Source organism: Vibrio sp. 10N.286.48.C11, from assembly GCF_041469805.1.
Taxonomy (GTDB): Bacteria; Pseudomonadota; Gammaproteobacteria; order Enterobacterales; family Vibrionaceae; genus Vibrio; species Vibrio crassostreae_C.
The window spans coordinates 1-18,690 of sequence record NZ_JBFRLK010000093.1 but is presented as its reverse complement, the minus strand read 5'-3'; the positions used below and the strand labels follow the sequence as shown (position 1 = coordinate 18,690).

Genomic DNA, 18,690 nt, shown 5'->3' with positions numbered 1-18,690 from the left:
GGCCTAAGCTACAGAGCTATATGCCACTACTCTGTACACACTTGATTACGGCCGTTGGCTTTAGCTCGGTATAGCGCTTTATCCGCACGGTAGAAGGTGCGTTGAGTATTCTCTCCGTCACGATGCAAAGTGATACCAATACTCACGGTCAAACCACGCTCCCCAAGTATTTCATGCCATCCAAATTGGAAAATGCGCTCTCGATAATTTTCAGAGTGCATTTCTGCCTTCGGAAGATCAGTGTTCTCTAGAATGACGAGGAACTCTTCTCCACCAAATCTGACACATGACGCGCCTCTAAACTTAAAGTATGAACGTAGCTCTTGAGACACACTAACAATCGCTTTATCGCCCACTAAGTGACTCAGTTCATCATTGATAGACTTGAAGTGGTCAATATCAATAACCATCAGCGCGAAAGAGGTATCGTGCAGCAGCATGTCTTTCAGTTTCACATCTAACCAGCGGCGGTTGTGCAACCCTGTTAATGGATCTGTGAATACGTCTTGTTGAAGCTGAGCCACCGCATTCTTGTGTTGTTCGGTTGTCTCTTTGAGCTCTTTGTTTTCTTGTTCAGAGAGAATGAGTTTGAGTTGTAATTCAAAACGGGACAGGCGGCGTAGTTGGCTTGCACCGAGTTCACTGATCGGGATCTGCTTCATCAGATCGGTTTCAATTCGGTAGCCTTTTTTCTCATAGCTTAGCGCTTCTTGAAAACGCCCTTGATTCATACACACATCACTCAGCGAATCGTAGAATCGTTTTGCAAGTACTGGCGACGAGTAGGCTTTCACGCGTTTGTCTGTGCTCGACAAAATCATGCTCGCGTAGTCTTGCTTGCCGGTTGCACTTAGGCAATGTGCGAGCTCTAGACGAGTCATGGTTGCAAGCCAGCTTGCTTGAGTGCTGTTGGCTGGGTATTGAATCTTAGACAGACAGCGTAGCGCTTCATGGTGTTTTTTCTTAGCGCGCAGCACCTTTGCTTGGTAAAGCAGTATTTGAGCTGTGAGCAACTTGTCACTGACCAAAATACTCAGTTCTTCGCACTCATTCAGTAAATCGCTGGCTGCTGTAATGCGATTGAGTAGAAGTAGGCTTGCTACCATATGCAGCTTGAATTTGAGGCGAAGTGAGCGACTGCTTATCGCGTGGTCTATGCTGCTGATTTTTTGATAGTAGCGAAGAGCTCTGTTGTGATCGCCATAGGAGTCACACAGGTTGCCCATGCCTAAAATGGCTAATACATACTCATCGATATGGCCGTGTTCAACCGCGATAGTCGATGAACTGACGAATTCATTGAGTGCTGACGTGTAATCACCGATTTCAACTAAGCGGTCACTTAGGCTGGTTTTGACTGTCAGTATGTCTTCGATATCGGCAGGAAGGTGGAGCAGATCGAGTGCTCGTCTCAACTCTTCGATGCTGGTTTGATTTTGTTGTAACTCAGCACGGTACTCAGAGCTAATGATATAGCAGTGTGCTTGCTCTGTTTGCGTCGTCGAAACGTGCTGACGAATGTGGTTCCAGAAGATGATCGCTTCTTCACCTGATACTGATGAAGGGTCTAAACCGGCGTCTGTGATCTTGCTTAATAGAGTTTCCATTATTCTATTACCTCAGCATCGTCTTCTTCTAATTGTTCAAGCGTGAACGGGAACGTCAAAATATCATTGAGGCTGACGGTCGGTTTCGAACCCTTTAGTCCTTTTCTATGCCATGGATAGATATCAAGCATGGTGCTGAGAGTTTGGAAGGTTTGCTCTGCGGCTTCGCCTTTTTCGGAAAGCATAAGGGCCACACGTTCAGAACTTAGCCTTGCGATGAAGTCATTCTGGTTACATAAAGCATGAGCAATCTCGGTACAGACATCTAAGTAATCAGTATCGACATGATGGAACATAATGATGCTGTGGTTTGAACGTTTAAGCTCTGTCTTGAACAGCACCAACTTTTCCCACCAAAAGGTTTCAGAGACAACGTAAGAGAGGTGCTTTTCAGGATCGTACTCGTGCTGACCGCGAATACGATTAATCAGTTTTCGTGCTCTCTGTTCAAGTTGGCGTTTTGAACTGCGTGCTTTGTCCAAACCGACACGTGTCGTTTGCTCTTTGAGCATGCCGATAGAATATTGACGGTACTTTTTAAAGGCGACGAGCGCGGCTTGGAAGTCTTGGTTTTCTTCCGCCACCAAGGATTGTTGGTAACAGATTTGGCTCAGCAACTCGCCATTATCGAACTCGTTTGCGGATTGTTCTGCGAGCCTCAGTAATTCCGCCGCTTGTTCTGGTCTTTTTCTCAGGAGCTCCAATCTAGCTCGGCTGATGTATGAGTGCGCCTTCATCCAAACTAGGTTGTGTTCAACTGCCAGATTGTGCGCTTTGGCCGTGGCGCGCTCCGCGTCATCTAAGCGTTCAAGACCAAGTAGGGCAAGGCCTCGAAAGTCCCATACCTCTGCATGCCAAGTGTTATCTTTATGGTCTTTTAATGCTTCTTCTGCACCGTCCAATACCGACAGCATTTCAACATAGTTGTTGAGCAGGTAGTAATCCCACGCAAGCAGTATTCTGGCTTTACCCTCTAACCAACCAATGCGGTTGTCGTTAGCAACTTTAACGGCAAGCTGGTGGGTAGAACGTGCAAGTTTATATTCGTGGGTCATCCGCCAAATATTGCCAAGGCCAATGAGGCATTCAATTTGAATTTCGACTTCATCAACCAACGCGGACTGCTCTAAAGCATTGATCCAGAACTGTTGGGCGGAATAGTACTTGGCTTGTCCCCAGAACTGGAGCGCGTGTAAATGGAGGATTTCAGGGAGAAAAAGGTCGGTATCTAATCGGCTTTGGCGCTTGTAGGCTTCCTTGATGTATTTTAAACCTTTTTGGTAATCCATCAGGTTCCAGCTACATCTTGCCATTAACATTAATGACTGGATGGCACCCTCTTCAAACAGAACTTGCTCTGATCGGACTAGGCACTGTTGGGCAATCTCTAGGATCACCGATGGCTCAGAGTCGACACGAGTTTTGAGTTTTTCTAATTCTGTTTCAAGAAGGTACTGATTTTTGTCCAAGACTTACATCCATGATTATCGAACATATTGATAACACAATCATTATAAGAGTGTAATTTGAGATAAGCACCAATTATCTTTCGTAGAGCGTCAAAGGAACATCGATCTTTTCTAATTATGGGTGTTACCTCATGTTGTCGCTTTAAAATCAATGAGTTCCCGAATAATTACCTAGAGGCTTTGTTGCTATGAAAGTAGTTGCTTTAGAGTTAATGGCAGCTCCCCTACGCCTAAGCGTTGTGCTGCCGTGAGCCCTTGCTTATCTTGGTAGCACAGATTGTGCCAAGCTCTAAATATGTCGAGCAATGGAAGAATGCCCCCAGGACGAAGCTTACGTCTGGGCTCATTAATAAAGCTATCAAATAACAACTGAAAGCGCTGTTGATAGAACTTAGTTTGTTGAATTGAGGCTGTGTTAAACCACTGTTTTGGTTCTGGATTGTTACCGGTTAGGTAGCAGATACCTTTCTGGTTATCACCCTGATTGGCAATAGCCCAGCGATCTCGCCACCAACTCATGTGAACGATGTCGATCTTTTCAAAACTTTGGTCGTCTTGCCAGCCTGAATCTTCTTCGACATACATGAGGTCAATATTTTGACTCTGAATGCGCGGCAAACATACACTTAAAGCGGCAGATCTTAGTAATGGATCTTGTGGCATATAGATGGCGACATGCTTGTCTTCGTTACACATATCCAACACATGTAAGAAGTGAGCATAAGAGGTATAAGGCGGTCGAATGAGAGCGCCTTTTGAAGGGTAACTAAATGTGGTGAGGTTACCCATAGGGTCCTCAACGTTACCTCTCGCAAGAATCACTTGGTACTGCTGTTCAATGCGCTCTTTTAGTTTGTCAGAGGGCTGAGGCAGTTCGAGATTTGCTTCTGAAGAGTGCTCTTTGGATACAAATCGTGCCACATCATCATAAGGGTTATGGTCGACGTTTCCTGATGGTTCTTCATTTTGAGAGTAGTTAACGTGTTGGCAAAGTATATAGCCAGAATGCGCCTCGCCCGTCGCTATCCACACCACACCGTTGTTACTTTGTGGTTGCAGACGCTGGTAGTGAGATGCGAACTCGTAATCTTTCGCATGGTTAACCCATCGTGCATCGATCATCGCTAATTTACGACGACAACGGCTCGCGATATGGTCAACATGATCATAGAAAGTCTTTGGGTTGATCTCTAATTTTCGGCAGATTTCACGTACGGAATAGCCCATGAACAGTAAGCCCATGAGGTTCTCTTGAAATTGGAGTTTTTTATTGGATCCAGACCATTTATCAACGAAGGTTGTTTGGCAGTCTTTGCATCGATAACGCTGCCTGTCGCCACTGTAGCCGAAGGCATGATAAAGATGTTTATGGGTATGAACCGATAAGCCGAAGTTATCGCAATCATCATTACGACAAGCAGGGAGCCCGTCGCTGTGAAGTTGTCTTAGGCGATGAAGTTCGCTTAACACTTCACGATTGTTAAGTAAGGGGGGGAAAGCTCCACATTCACGACAAACCATCGCTGGACGCTTAGGGTTCGCGTGTTGCAAAACATACCGTTTTGCATCGCTCAAGCCAAAGTTGTCACACGCCAATGTTTTACAAAAGTTGAGTTGCAAACCATCCGCATCTTTTGGCAGCTTGTCGTTAGACACGATCTCCCCCTCGGGATTATTTGAGCAGCCAAGCGAGCCTGGCTGCGGGGTAACGCTTTTCAATGTATCTTTTATCAAATCGTTAGATGTTGATTGCTGTCTCTAGAGCAACTTTCATCATGTCGTTGAAAGACTTTTGACGCTCTTCAGAACTTAGTTTTTCACCACGGATGATGTGGTCAGATACTGTTAGGATAGTTAGTGCTTTAGCACCAAGGTCTGCAGCAACGCCGTAGATACCAGCCGCTTCCATATCAACACCTAGGATGCCTAGCTTTTCCATTTTTTCGAAAAGGTCAGCTTCTGGAGTGTAGAAAAGGTCTGCAGAGAATACGTTACCAACTTTAACTGGAACTTCTTGTGCACGAGCTTGGTTTACTGCTTCTTCTAGAAGACCGAAATCAGCGATAGCAGCGAAGTCGTGGTTGTTGAAACGAATGCGGTTTACTTTTGAGTCAGTAGATGCACCCATGCCGATAACAACGTCCATTAGTTTAACGTCGTCACGTACCGCGCCACAGCTACCTACACGAATAACGTTTTTCACGCCGAACTCAGCGATTAGCTCGTGTACGTAGATGCAGCATGATGGGATACCCATACCGTGGCCCATTACAGAAACTTTCTTACCTTTGTAAGTGCCTGTGTAGCCAAACATGTTGCGAACGTCACAAACTTGCTTCACGTCATCAAGGAATGTTTCTGCAATGTATTTTGCGCGAAGCGGGTCGCCCGGCATAAGTACTGTTTCTGCGAAATCACCAGCTTGAGCATTAATATGAGGTGTAGCCATGGTCGTTCTCCAAAGTTTAAACGGTAATTATAGGAACAGGATTTAATCAATTACCGATTCTGTTGAATTGAATTCGTTTTGTTGAGGCAATATTAGCGAGTTAGAACGTGGCTCCATGAGACTTTAGTCACAAAATAGGTCTGCCATTATAGTTTTATTAATATTGATAACCAAATATGTTGAAAGCGTAAAGGCAATCGATTTTGTATGGGTAAATTGCAAGTGAATGAGAAGAAAAGGCTTACATATAAACTTGTTGCCTATTAGTTTCGAGACAACAATACGTTGTAGAGACGTTTGATCAGAGATAATCTAAACTTTGATAAAAGACAAACCAAGGATTTGTATGTCGTATTGCGTTAACTCGACGCCTTTGCAGTCAATGAAAACACGACTCCACAGGGCGGCGTCGCTTGTTGTAAGAACTACTTTGCTTGCCAGCGGGATAGCTTCATCGTGGGTGTCTGCTGCAACCTTTGAATTGCCACCAACGGAAAGCCGCATTGTGGGCAGAATCCAGCAGCATGAAGTGGCGGCGGGCGAAACCTTGGCCATCATTGCCAAGCAATACGATATTGGTTTTCTCTCTTTAATGGCAGCCAACAAAGGGGTGGATCCTTTTCTTCCCGCGGAAGGCTATGTGTTAAGCATTCCAAGCCGCTTGATTTTGCCTGACACCCCAAGAAAGGGGATTGTCATCAATCTTGCTGAGTTAAGGTTGTATTACTTTGAGCCTGAGAAAAATCAGGTGCATGTTTTCCCTGTCGGCATCGGTCGAGTGGGGCGTGATACTCCCGAGATGATCACCAAGATAAGCCAAAAAAGACCGAATCCAACATGGACGCCACCAAATTCAATCCGCAACGAGTATCTTGAAAAGGGCATTGAATTACCGAGAGTGGTTCCTGCCGGGCCGGAAAATCCATTGGGAGAGTACGCTTTGAGGCTTGCTTATGGCGCTGGCGACTATTTGATCCATGGTACAAACAAGGATTTCGGGATAGGTTTACGAGTTAGCTCTGGTTGTATCCGAATGGAACCTAAAGACATTGAGTGGCTGTTTGAGCAAGTGAACCGTGGTGAACAGGTCACCATTATAAATGAGCCGATTAAGGTGTCATTAGAGCCTGATAGAAGTGTGTTTGTAGAAGCGCACGAGCCATTAACTCGAAGTGATGGTTCAAAGAAATCATTACAGATCCCTGTGGAACTAAAATGGTGGCTTGAAGACGCAGAACTGCCAAATTCAAAGGCGAAAGCGGTTATCTTTGCTCAAAACGGCGTACCTGTAGAGATAGCACCACCTGTGATTGAGTTTTAATTCGATTGCCTCTTCTGCAACAAGGGGCGGTTTTATCTTGTTTACTCGCATTAGTGTCACCCAAAAAAAGCACCACATCCGATAAGAAGTGGTGCTGTCTATATACTGCTTTTTGCGACTTATTTAATCTACAGCTTAATCGCGATTAGATCTCAAACTACTTAGTGTAAGACTCAGCGATGTTGTCGATGCGTTCGTTAGCACGATCCGCTTCTTCTTTCGCTGCCATAGCGGCTGCTTCTGCTTCTTGAGCCTTCATTTCTGCGGCTGCTTTGTCACTCTTAAGTGCTTCAACTTCGCTTGTAAGTTGAGCCACTTGGTTAGTTAGTTGATCCATTTCTGACACTGCAGCTTCTTCTGGTTCTGAAGAACAACCGGCTAAAATGAAAACTGATGCTGCAGCTGCGATTAACGTCTTATTCATAAGAACTCCTTGCTTATTTATCATCAAAAGATGCGCTATACATTCTTTATCATATAGTCGCTTCATTAATGATTGTAGCGACTAATTTTTTAACTGCAAAAACAATAACTAAAGAAATTGCTAAATTTTTGAGGTAATTAGCTAAGTATCACGTTGTGTCTCATTTATGAGATGAAGGATTTAGAGACGACTTGAAGGTGTTTTTGGAGAGCTATCCCTTTGCTAGCAATGCATACGTTGTTCTAGCTAAAGATAGATAAAGGGATAAATTTACTGTGATCTCTATCCTTATAAAGTACTTTCGCGGTATCATGTCACGTTAAATTAATTTTATTCAATACCATCATGACTGGAGAGTCCTTTGCACTTTAAAGATTTAGGCTTAGATAACCGCTTACTGAAGAACTTAAAACATTACGACTTCAAGAAGGCGACAGAGATCCAATCAAAAGCGATCCCTGTTGCTATTGCTGGTAAGGATCTATTGGCTTCATCAAAAACGGGATCAGGAAAAACATTGGCGTTTGTGTTGCCAATGATACATAAAGCATTAAAAACAAAAGCGTTTTCTGCTAAAGATCCTCGTGGTGTAATTTTGGCTCCTACTCGTGAGCTAGCGAAGCAAGTTTACGGCGAACTGCGTAGCATGCTTGGTGGTCTGTCTTATGAAGCGGCGCTTATCTTAGGTGGTGAGAACTTTAACGACCAAGTTAAAGCACTGCGTAAGTACCCTCGTTTTATCGTTGCGACTCCAGGCCGTCTTGCTGACCACCTAGAACATCGTTCATTGTTCCTAGATGGTGTTGAAACGCTAATCCTTGATGAAGCGGACCGTATGCTTGATCTGGGTTTCGCTCCAGAACTTCGTCGCATTGCCAATGCAGCTAAACACCGTCGTCGTCAAACGTTGATGTTCTCTGCAACGTTAGATCACGCTGAAGTAAATGGCATTGCAAATGAAATGCTAGACGCACCTAAGCGTATCTCTGTTGGTGTTTCTAACGAGCAACACTTAGATATCACACAGAAATTCTACTTATGTGATCACCTAGATCACAAAGAAGCGATTTTAGACCGTGTACTGGAAGAAGCTGAATACCGTCAGGTAATGATCTTCACAGCAACACGCGCTGATACTGACCGTTTAACAGATAAGTTGAACGAGAAGAAGCTTAAAGCGGTAGCACTGAGTGGTAACCTAAACCAAACGCAACGTAATGCTATTATGAGCCAGTTCGAGCGTGCGGTTTACAAGATCTTGGTAACTACCGATGTTGCTTCACGTGGTATTGATATTCCAAACGTGAGCCACGTTATCAACTTTGATATGCCTAAGCATACGGAAGAGTACGTGCACCGTGTAGGTCGTACTGGCCGTGCGGGTAACAAAGGCGATGCGATTTCTTTGGTTGGTCCAAAAGACTGGGACAGCTTCAAGCGTGTTGAACTTTACCTTCAACAAGATTTGATCTTCTCTGTACTTGAAGGCCTAAAAGGTAAATTCAAAGGCATTAAGCCACGTAAACCTGCGTTTGCTAAAGGCGGTCCTGCTAAGAAGAAGACCAACACTCAAGCGAAGAAAACGCCGAAGAAACCAGTTAAGCGCGATAAGAGCTTCCACCAAAATGTGGCCGTGGGTGATACCGTGTTTATCCCTAAGAAGAAAGTCGCACCAAAAGTGGACGACGAGTAATCACCAGCCAGTTTTAAAGCGTTTGCTAGTAAAACTGACATAAATAAAAACCGCCAATATTAGGCGGTTTTTTTGTATCTCGACCTTGGCTCAGCCATTACTTTTCGATATTTAGTTAGAAATTGAACGTCGAGAACGAATACGCCAAGATGTGGTCGGCAATGTATTTGTGTGTGGCGGTGGTTGGGTGCGTCACGCCCCAGAATACATAACTGTCTGAACCATAGGTCGCACAATCATTAGTTAAGCTGTGGCTTCTTAAATAGTCCGCGGCTGAGCTTCGATTGATATTAAGACAAGCATCACTCGCGTTTCGAAAGCCATGTTGTTCTGGGTTATCGGTAATGCTGGCGAACAACGCACTTGCATCGAACAACACCACGTTTTTCCCTATACCTTGGTAATACTCGGCTTGAGCTTTGATGAACTGGTTGAATTCTAAGATCTTGCCACGAACTTTTATTATCTCTTGTTCGGTAGAGTATTTGAATTGAGGGGCTTTGGTTGCATCGGGTAAGGTGAACAGCAGGATATTGTTCGCACCAGATTCTGTTAAGCGGATCAGCGCGCTGCTAAAGTCAGCCTTTACATCGGCGACTTCTCGGTTGTAATTCATGAAGTCATTGAGGCCAAACTCTAAAGTAAACAGTGAGTTTTCCGGACGATAGTTTTTGGCGACTTTCATGTAGGTCAGATAAGAGGTGACTTGATCATATACACCAGTCAATGCCACGTATTGGTTGGTACCTGCGGCGCCACCCACAGCCCAGTTATACAGAGGGACATCTTTCGCTTTTGCTAAATACTCCGTCCAGACTAAACCATTCGAAAAGTGCCCTAAAAACCACGAATCTGCGTTCGGAAAAACCCATTGTGAGCCATTAAATAGATTACCAGTGTCGGACAGGCTATCACCAAAGGTGACAATACGATTGATGCTACTGGCTTGAAAAGCGTTGTCGTTGGTCCAGATTGAGTGGTTGTAAGAGAAGCGATTATCTGCGGCAAAGTAGGTGATGTCAGCGGCGTCATTTTGGATGTCGAGCGTCTGTTCGCAACGTTGTTTAATTTCCGATTGCGGGGCATCGCTGTAGAACATGTTTTTGAATGAAACGGAAGACCACCAATATCCGTTGATCGTGTAGTAATCACCATTCTCTTTCTTTGCCCACTTCCAGTCGGTGGCTGGGGAGTCATGAGAGGCATCGGTTCGATACCAACATCTAACATATGAATAGGTCTCTGAGCCTTGTGCACTGAGTACTTGTGCAGATGTAATCGATTCAGGTGTTGGTATTGAGTCTTCAGCGGCATAAGCGCCAAAAGGCAGGGCTAACGTGAGTATTAAAGCCGTATTTTTCATCACTGTATTCTCTTTTATATTTAGATGAGCCAAACAGAAACGCTGTTGCTTGTTGCTTGTTGCTTGTTTCTTGATAAGTGGATAAGTGGATAAGTGGATAAGTGGATAAGTGGATAAGTGGATAAGTAAATAACTGGTACGACCTATATCTAAAATCAATAATTAGCGTCAATATATTCATGGTTGTGGTGTGTCGTTAATGGAATAAACCTCAAGTTATCAACGAGTTTTTGGTTGAAAAATACCTGTTTCCAAACGGTTATTTGTCGAATAATTTTGGTTTATTGAGAATGTTGAATTGATATTTGAGTCGGGATATTGAAAGAACAATCTCATCAACCTTAGTTAAATGTTAATTTAATCAATTGCTTATGTTTTGTTCTCCTGATTCTGTTTGCTTGATGTTCATCGCACCTGTTTAATTCAAGTTCGCCATCACAAATATGAAGTCGTTACTTTCTGTTTTATAAAATCATCATCTACGGTTCTTTTACTCATCAGAGGTCTAATCTGTTTAAGGAAAGAGCATTGAAAAAGATATTAATTTGGACGATAGCCTGCCTATCCAGTTTTGGCGTATATGCCGGAACGAGCGCATCAGCATTAGAAGCCAGGGGATACACTGAAACGAAATACCCCATTATGTTGGTACATGGTCTGTTTGGTTTCGATACATTAGCGGGCGTTGACTATTTCTATGGCGTACCTGAATCCCTAACCAAAGATGGCGCGAACGTATATGTCGCTCACGTCTCTGCAACCAACAGTTCAGAGGTCCGTGGTGAACAGTTACTCAGCCAAGTTGAAACGCTGTTAGCTGCAACAGGAGCAAGTAAGGTGAATCTGGTTGGTCATAGCCACGGTGGGCCTACGGCTCGTTATGTTGCGTCAGTTCGACCTGATCTTGTTGCTTCAGTGACCAGTATTGGCGGTGTGCATAAAGGTTCTAAGGTCGCTGATCTCGTTCGAGGGAACGTATCTGAAGGCTCTGTCACAGAAGGTATCGCGGTTAAATTAGCAGGTGGATTAACGACACTGATTAACCTTTTATCTGGTGGAACGGATCTCGACCAAGACGGCCTCGCTTCTCTTGAAGCATTGACCACAGAAGGCTCGCTAGCCTTCAACCAGTTTTACCCTGAGGGCGTTCCGACGTCTGAGTGTGGCGATGGTGAGTGGCAAGCAAGTAACGGCGTTTATTACTATTCATGGACAGGGTCTTCCACTTTTACCAACCTTCTTGATCCTACCGACGGAGCGATGACAATCCTAGGCTTAGCCTTCAACGAACCTAATGATGGCTTAGTAGGAGCATGCAGCGCGCATTTGGGCAAAGTGATTGGTGATGATTACAAAATGAACCACCTAGATGAGATTAATGGGTTATTGGGAATTCACCACTTGTTTGAGACAGATCCTGTAACTCTATATCGTCAGCATGCCAATCGATTGAAGTTGGCTGGCTTGTAGTCTGCAAAGCCGTTTAACAAGAAAACAAGGGAAGTATGATGAAAAAGACCGCCATTTTGTCGATAACCACGATAGCCCTGATGAGCACAGCGGCGGTCTTTTTATATCTAAATAATCAAGATACACATACTGACGACGAACAACGCGTCTCCTCATTGAAAGTCACCTCTCAGCAAGATACCGACATCGATAACGCATCAGCAAAAGACATGATGGAATATTTCGTGTCAGGTAATGCAGAATTAACCCTTGAAGATATTCGAGACAACGTGGCGAAACACCACGAACAAGCATCAACAACCGTGGTTGATGAAGCACTGTTTGCCAAATATCTTGAGTATAAGTCGGCACTGACATCGTTGGACGTGCAGTTCGGTACCACATCCATTTCCGCTGATGATCTACGTGCACTCAATCAAGCGCTCCTTGACCTCCAAGCTCAGTTTTTCAGTGAGAGCGAGATAAGTATTCTGTTTACGCACGACAACAGAATGAGAGAAATCGCCTTAGAAAAGTTACTTCTGAAACAGGAGGGATTAGAGGATGAAGAATACCAACAAAGACTCGAATCCTATCTATCTGAGCAACCTGATTATGTTCAGTCGAGTCACCAGAATCAGGTGTTACTCCAACAGCTCTCTAGCTCTGAAGGTCTCGATGAACAGGGTAAATACTTAAAGAGAAGCGAACTTGTCGGTGAAGAAGCAACCCAGAGACTTGAAGCACTTGATAAACAAAGAGCGGCCTTTGAAGACTCGTTAGAGGTCTACTTCGCAGAACGAAATGATGTCTTGAAAGATTCATTCCTATCAAAAACCGAACAACAAGAGAAGATTGCGCAACTTAGGACTGAACATTTCCTACCAGAACAGCTTAGAAGGGTAGAAGCGATTGAAAGAATTCGAGCGGCTGAATCTCGCCAGTAGTGTCTAAAAGCGAAAAACCAGCCATGATGGCTGGCTTTTTGTTTATCGGCGAGTTCTAAAGAGCATACAGCCTGAATCTGTTTGCCTTGAACTTCGTACCTTGAAGCCTATACCTTAAAGTAATCCAACTGCTGCTTCTGTTGTTCTGCTAGGTTAGAAAGCTCGTGGCTTGCTGCAGCGGCTTGAGTAATGCCGGTAACGTTTTGGCTTACTAGGCTGTAGATGTTTGAGATGTTACGGTTGATGTCTGAGGTTACTTGGCTTTGCTCTTCGGCGGCAGAGGCAACCTGAGTGTTAATCTCAGTCATGTCCGTTACCGAGTTAGCAATGCCTGAAAGCGCCGCGCTTACTTCACCTGCAAGAGTTTGGTTGTGTTCCAGCATAGATAATGAGCTGCTCATGCTTTCATTCGCGTTACCGGATTGAACCTGCAAACCTTCTATGATGGTTTGGATCTCTTTGGTTGAATCTTGTGTACGTGCCGCTAGCATTCGAACTTCATCAGCAACCACTGCGAAACCACGACCGCTTTCACCTGCACGAGCGGCTTCGATTGCTGCGTTAAGCGCCAGCAGGTTAGTTTGTTCAGAGATACTTTGAATTACCTCAATCACTTTACCAATCTGTTCAGAGTGCTCTTTTAGCGTGCCCACAACATTTGCGGCTTCGCTTAGCTGAATCGCCATCTGTTCGTTAGCTTTGTTGCTTTCATTAAACAAGCTCATGCTGTGTGTCGCCATTTCGTCAGCTTGCTTAGACGCTGAGTCGGCTTGTACTGCGTTCTCATTAACGTGTGCTGCTGTGCTTTCCAATTGGTTCACAGCAGAAGCAACTTGCTCCACCTCTTGCTTCTCTTGGTCTGAGTTAACGCTGGACTGTGTCATTACAGCCGCTAGCTCTGTCGACGCAGAAGCCACTTCGATACTGATTCGAGACAGCGAGCTTACCGTGTCACGCAGCTGTTCAACAGACTGGTTTACGTCTTGCGCTAGGCGTGAGATTTCGTTGTCGCCATACTCTTCTGCTTTAACTAACAAGTTACCTTTTGCTACTTCCCGCATCGTTTCTTGAATGTTGCTGATCGGCTTAACAATGATACCAGCCAGCGTCCAACTGATAATTAGAGCTACAGACAGGATCACCAACAGTGCAATGGTCGCAGTAGTCAGCGTGCTAGCGTGTTGCTGGCCGTTGATGTCGACCTCTTGAGTGGCAAGCAAGTTCAGCTTTTTAGACAGAGTATTGATCGCTTGCACCATTTCATTACCCGCATGTCGGTATTGGTCGATTGCGATCTGGTAGCGGTTTTCAAAATCTGAAGATAGTGATGCATCGCCGTGTTTCGCTCTTAATAGCGGAAGCATGGTGGTACGAGAAAAATCGACATAGTGATTCATCGCTTTGTTCATCGCGGCCACTTCATCTTGCATGCCTGGCACTGTGTCTAATGAATTCAGTAGGCGAGTATTCTGATCGCGTTTTTGGTTTAGTGTTTCAACCAATGTTTTTACGTCATCAGCATTGAATAGACTGTAAATCGCTTTGATGCGCATGCCATAGCTGTTGTCGACGATTTCGCTAAGTTCTTCTTTATGTAAGATTAACTGGTCGGTTGCTACTGACACATCTTTGAATGCACTTTCTAGTTTTTCACCACCGATAATGACACCGGCTAAAAGTAAGACAACGGAAAATAGTACGGGTATAAGAATTTGTATTTTGATTGATAAGCCACTGAGAAGTTGGCGCATGTAATGTCCTTCTTTGAATAAAATAAAAAGATGAGAATTATTATTATTAGAATTAGTTGGCGATTCTAACTAATGAGACTGACAATTCAATCAGTAAAGGCTTTGATTTCGTTATATGCGATAGGTATTTGATATAGATGGTTGTTTATTGTTCTAAATGGCGATAAAGGTGGATCTTTTTATCCATCGTGTTAGGGCTACTTGATTGATAAATAGAGAAATATATTGGTTAGTATTCGATATAAATAGGGAAGGAAATCTAGCTTTTTGGTGCTCAAACGATGGTGAGACCTGCATTCACTAACTGCATCTGATGGGGGCGCGACTATCAATTCATCGAGTAGGAGAGAAATTAGCCATTAATTTGTAGTTGTCATATAGGCTTCAATTAAGTGAAACACAACTGTCACATTCGGATTCTAAAGTAGGCCTCGTTCAAGCAAAACATTACGGCAATAACGCCACTAAAGGAAATTTGTGATGAAAAAGACAGTTATCGGTGCAATCGCACTACTAGGCGCTCTAACAGTGAATACAGCTTCAGCTAAAGAAACTATCTCTGTAGTTGGCTCTAACAGTGCTTCTCCACTGGTTGAAGTTTTTGCAGAAACCTACATGAATAAAGGCGAACCAGTGTTCATCGAAATTCAAGCACCAGGTTCTTCTGCAGGCATCAAAGCAGCAAAAAATGGAAGTGCTGACCTTGGTATCTCTTCTCGTGACCTAAAAGAAGAAGAGAAAACAGCTGACCTGAAAGAGCTAGTTATCGCTCGTGACGGTATCGCAGTTGTTGTTAACCCGAACAACGAAGTATCTGCTCTTACTGCTGAGCAAATCACTTCAATCTACAAAGGCGACATCACTAACTGGAAAGATGTTGGCGGTGCTGACAAGCCAATCGTAGCAATCACTCGTGATACTGCATCAGGTACACGTGGTGCATTCGAAGACATCATGAAGCTTAAGAAGAAGATTGGCGATAAGAAAGTATCGGCTATCTCTCAACGTGCTCAAGTTGCAAACGGTAACGGCGCACTTAAAGTTTCTGTAGCAAGCAACCCATACGCTATCGGCTTTATCTCTCTAGGTACAGTTGACGAATCTGTTCAAGCTCTAACTATCGACGGCGCTGCTGCGACTGTAGACAACGTTAAGAACGGTTCTTACAAAGTTGCTCGTCCATTCCTAGTTCTTTACAAAGCAGGCGCTCCAACAGCTGAAACTCAACAATTCCTAGATTGGATGGTTGCAGATGAAGCTCAAGCTATCGCTGGTAAGAAAGGCTACATCACAGTTAACTAATCTTAACTGACTCAATCTTAATTATTGCTCAGCCTGCTTTAGGCTGAGCCTTTTCTTTCAACTTTGTTTATTTCGAGCTCTTATTGAGCCACAAAGTTTGAGATTTTATATATGACCATCGCAAATAGTGAAAAGCTTATGAATACTGAAGCGACTCAAATCAACAAGCCAAGTCTACGTGCTAAGAAGCGCATCGACTGGAGAGAAAGAATCTTCCACGGCTTGTTCTTATCGAGTGCTGTAATCGGCATCGTATCACTAGCCGTTATCGCTTACTTTATCGTTGCAGAGAGTATCCCTGCATTCCAAGAGGCCGGTGTTTCTGGCATCGTTCTGGGTGTTGACTGGTTACCTCCAGCTCTATTCGGTGTTGCAACTATGATTGTTGCATCGATTGTTTCGACACTTGGAGCTGTAGTTGTTGGTGTACCAGTTGGTGTATTAACCGCTATTTTTATTGCTGAGATTGCTCCAAAGCGTCTTGCAGATATTATTCGACCAGCAGTTGAGCTTCTAGCGGGTATCCCGTCGGTAGTTTACGGCTTCTTCGGTCTAGTAATTATCGTTCCAATGATTCAGAACGTTTTCCAAGTACCAGCGGGTAACACTATCCTGGCGGGTATCATTGTTCTGGGTATCATGATTCTTCCTACCGTTATCACGGTTTCTGAAACTTCGATTCGTGCTGTACCTCGCACATACAAAGAAGGTTCACTTGCACTGGGTGCTTCGAAAATCTACACGATTTTTAAGCTACTCGTTCCTGCTGCACGTTCAGGCATTATGACTGGTGTGATTTTGGGTATCGGCCGCGCACTTGGCGAAACGATGGCAATCATCATGGTTATGGGTAACGCGCCAGCAATGCCAGAAGGCATTTTGGACTCTGCTCGTACGCTAACAGCAAACATTGCAATTGAAATGTCTTACGCAAGTGGCGTTCACGCTAACGCACTGTACGCAACAGGTGTTGTACTTCTAGTGTTCATCATGATGTTAAATGGTGCTCTACTTTATCTTAACCGTGAAAAAGCGAAGTAGGCGAGGATAAGTAATATGGATCGCGTAAAACTAAAACAAGCACGTCAAACCAAAGATAACATCCTAAAAGGTTTTATCTGGGCAGCTGCAGCTGTAACCGTTGGTTTCTTATTCTGGATTATTTGGTACATCCTATCGAACGGTCTGCAATACGTAGATTGGAACTTCATCACTGACGATTACACTCGTACTGGTGAAGAACGTGGTATTTTCCCAATGATCATTGCCACGATCTACATGGTAATCGCATCGATTGCGGTAGCCGCGCCACTGGGCATCATGACGGCGATATACTTAACTGAATATGCGAAAGTAGGTAGCCGATTGGTGAAAGTGATTCGATTCTGTACTGAGTCGTTAGCTGGTATCCCATCGATCATCTTTGGTCTGTTCGGTATGACCTTCTTTGTTTCGATTCTTGGTCTTGGCTTCTCGATTCTGTCGGGCGCACTAACGCTAAGTATCTTGATTCTTCCTGTAATTATCCGTACTACAGAAGAAGCATTGATGGCAGTACCACAAACTTACCGTGAAGGCTCATACGGCCTTGGCGCTTCAAAAATCTACACTATCTGGCGTTTGATATTACCAAGCGCAATGCCAGGTATCTTAACTTCGGTCATTCTTAGTATTGGTCGTGTAATTGGTGAATCAGCGCCTGTGTTCTTAACAGCAGGTATGGTGGCACGTGTTCCTGAGTCGGTATTCGATTCTGGCCGTACACTAACGGTTCACCTATATAAGCTGACAACAGAGCTATTTACTATCGATGAGTGGAACCAAGCCTACGGCACGGCGACAGTCCTAATCGTATTGGTTCTCTTGATCAACATGGTTACAAAACTGATTGCGAGACGCTTCAACACGGCAACTTACTAAGCTCATTAGCTGGCTCAACAATAGAGAGAGCCCCCGTGATAAAGAAAGCATCAAGTTAGACACGAATTTAAGAATTTAGAGATTACGAACATGAACAAATTTGATATTGAGAACCTAGACCTGTTTTACGGCGACAACCAAGCGCTTAAATCTATCAACCTGCCAATTCCTACTCGTCAGGTTACGGCACTGATTGGCCCATCTGGTTGTGGTAAGTCAACGCTACTACGTTGCTTGAACCGCATGAATGACCTAATTGAAGGCGTTACGATTAAGGGTAAGCTGGATATGGATGGCACTGACATCTACGGTAATATCGATGTCGCTGACCTACGTATCCGCGTAGGCATGGTATTCCAAAAGCCAAACCCGTTCCCAATGAGCATCTACGAGAACGTGGCATACGGCCTACGTGCTCAAGGTATCAAAGACAAAAAACACATCGATGAAGTGGTTGAGCGCTCGCTACGCAGTGCTGCACTGTGGGATGAAGTAAAAGACCGTCTTAAAGCGCATGCATTTGGTCTGTCTGGTGGTCAACAACAGCGTCTATGTATAGCACGTACCATTGCAATGGAACCAGATGTAATCCTGATGGATGAACCAACATCGGCTCTAGACCCAATCGCGACACACAAGATTGAAGAATTGATGGAAGATCTGAAGAAAGACTTCACTATCGTTATCGTAACGCACTCAATGCAGCAAGCGCGTCGTATCTCAGACCGCACGGCTTTCTTCCTAATGGGAGAGCTTGTAGAGCATAACGAAACCAGCGTTATCTTCAGTGAACCAAAAGATGATCGTACTAAAGGTTACGTAAACGGTGACTTCGGTTAATCGACGATTTACGTGTGGTATTTAAGCGATTAGATACCTTTACACACTAACTGAAACGCAGGTTAGATAATCGAATAGAACAACAGAATTATCACTATAACTATAAGCGATGGAAGTTTTGCCCCACTATAGGTGGGGCTTTTTTATGGTGCGCC

15 protein-coding genes are annotated in these 18,690 nt (G+C 44.2%); 8 read left to right on the top strand and 7 right to left on the bottom strand.

Annotated elements, in window-relative coordinates:
- Positions 1 to 26: 26 nt before the first annotated feature.
- The 4 genes from AB4209_RS20035 to deoD form a co-directional block, all read right to left on the bottom strand.
- On the bottom strand, positions 27 to 1,607 hold the full coding sequence (locus tag AB4209_RS20035; protein ID WP_372057063.1) for a diguanylate cyclase domain-containing protein: 1,581 nt from the start codon (positions 1,605 to 1,607) through the stop codon (positions 27 to 29).
- Positions 1,607 to 3,076 carry a hypothetical protein gene (locus AB4209_RS20030; RefSeq protein WP_372057061.1) on the bottom strand — a complete coding sequence of 490 codons (1,470 nt, stop codon included), beginning with the start codon at positions 3,074 to 3,076 and terminating at the stop codon, positions 1,607 to 1,609. Before AB4209_RS20030 ends, AB4209_RS20035 begins: the two co-directional genes overlap by 1 nt.
- Positions 3,077 to 3,262: 186 nt before the next feature.
- Entirely contained in the window at positions 3,263 to 4,732 is a 1,470-nt protein-coding gene (locus tag AB4209_RS20025; RefSeq protein WP_017061879.1) for a lactate dehydrogenase, read from the bottom strand.
- A gap of 82 nt (positions 4,733 to 4,814) precedes the next feature.
- Positions 4,815 to 5,525: a purine-nucleoside phosphorylase gene (gene deoD, locus AB4209_RS20020; RefSeq protein ID WP_017061880.1), complete on the bottom strand. Its 711-nt coding sequence runs from the start codon at positions 5,523 to 5,525 to the stop codon at positions 4,815 to 4,817.
- Positions 5,526 to 5,871: 346 nt separating this feature from the next.
- Here deoD and AB4209_RS20015 point away from each other — a divergent pair, with 346 nt between their 5' ends.
- A complete protein-coding gene (locus AB4209_RS20015; protein ID WP_029235199.1) occupies positions 5,872 to 6,846 on the top strand; it encodes a L,D-transpeptidase family protein in 975 nt (324 codons plus the stop codon).
- A gap of 157 nt (positions 6,847 to 7,003) precedes the next feature.
- Here AB4209_RS20015 and AB4209_RS20010 read toward each other — a convergent pair whose 3' ends face one another.
- Entirely contained in the window at positions 7,004 to 7,270 is a 267-nt protein-coding gene (locus AB4209_RS20010; protein ID WP_017061882.1) for an Lpp/OprI family alanine-zipper lipoprotein, read from the bottom strand.
- A gap of 361 nt (positions 7,271 to 7,631) precedes the next feature.
- Between AB4209_RS20010 and AB4209_RS20005 the strand changes: the two genes are divergently transcribed.
- Positions 7,632 to 8,963 carry a DEAD/DEAH box helicase gene (locus tag AB4209_RS20005; protein ID WP_017068928.1) on the top strand — a complete coding sequence of 444 codons (1,332 nt, stop codon included), beginning with the start codon at positions 7,632 to 7,634 and terminating at the stop codon, positions 8,961 to 8,963.
- A gap of 115 nt (positions 8,964 to 9,078) precedes the next feature.
- On the opposite strand, the gene AB4209_RS20000 is transcribed toward AB4209_RS20005, so the two are convergent.
- Positions 9,079 to 10,326, bottom strand: a complete 1,248-nt coding sequence (locus AB4209_RS20000) for an SGNH/GDSL hydrolase family protein (protein ID WP_372057100.1) — start codon at positions 10,324 to 10,326, stop codon at positions 9,079 to 9,081.
- A 528-nt stretch (positions 10,327 to 10,854) separates the two neighbouring features.
- Between AB4209_RS20000 and AB4209_RS19995 the strand changes: the two genes are divergently transcribed.
- Together AB4209_RS19995 and AB4209_RS19990 are read left to right on the top strand one after the other, a co-directional pair.
- A complete protein-coding gene (locus AB4209_RS19995) occupies positions 10,855 to 11,796 on the top strand; it encodes a lipase family alpha/beta hydrolase (protein WP_372057059.1) in 942 nt (313 codons plus the stop codon).
- A 38-nt stretch (positions 11,797 to 11,834) separates the two neighbouring features.
- Positions 11,835 to 12,722, top strand: a complete 888-nt coding sequence (locus AB4209_RS19990) for a lipase secretion chaperone (RefSeq protein ID WP_017060037.1) — start codon at positions 11,835 to 11,837, stop codon at positions 12,720 to 12,722.
- 107 nt (positions 12,723 to 12,829) lie between these two features.
- On the opposite strand, the gene AB4209_RS19985 is transcribed toward AB4209_RS19990, so the two are convergent.
- Positions 12,830 to 14,473 carry a methyl-accepting chemotaxis protein gene (locus AB4209_RS19985; RefSeq protein WP_017064253.1) on the bottom strand — a complete coding sequence of 548 codons (1,644 nt, stop codon included), beginning with the start codon at positions 14,471 to 14,473 and terminating at the stop codon, positions 12,830 to 12,832.
- Positions 14,474 to 14,953: 480 nt separating this feature from the next.
- On the opposite strand from AB4209_RS19985, the gene AB4209_RS19980 reads away from it, so the two are divergent.
- From AB4209_RS19980 to pstB, 4 genes are all read left to right on the top strand, one after another.
- Positions 14,954 to 15,775: a phosphate ABC transporter substrate-binding protein gene (locus AB4209_RS19980; RefSeq protein WP_017064254.1), complete on the top strand. Its 822-nt coding sequence runs from the start codon at positions 14,954 to 14,956 to the stop codon at positions 15,773 to 15,775.
- A gap of 111 nt (positions 15,776 to 15,886) precedes the next feature.
- Positions 15,887 to 16,816, top strand: coding sequence for a phosphate ABC transporter permease subunit PstC (pstC, locus tag AB4209_RS19975; RefSeq protein ID WP_017064255.1), 930 nt, complete (start codon positions 15,887 to 15,889; stop codon positions 16,814 to 16,816).
- A 15-nt stretch (positions 16,817 to 16,831) separates the two neighbouring features.
- Positions 16,832 to 17,695, top strand: a complete 864-nt coding sequence (pstA, locus tag AB4209_RS19970) for a phosphate ABC transporter permease PstA (RefSeq protein WP_017064256.1) — start codon at positions 16,832 to 16,834, stop codon at positions 17,693 to 17,695.
- A gap of 90 nt (positions 17,696 to 17,785) precedes the next feature.
- Positions 17,786 to 18,535 carry a phosphate ABC transporter ATP-binding protein PstB gene (pstB, locus tag AB4209_RS19965; RefSeq protein ID WP_004737715.1) on the top strand — a complete coding sequence of 250 codons (750 nt, stop codon included), beginning with the start codon at positions 17,786 to 17,788 and terminating at the stop codon, positions 18,533 to 18,535.
- Positions 18,536 to 18,690 lie beyond the last annotated feature (155 nt).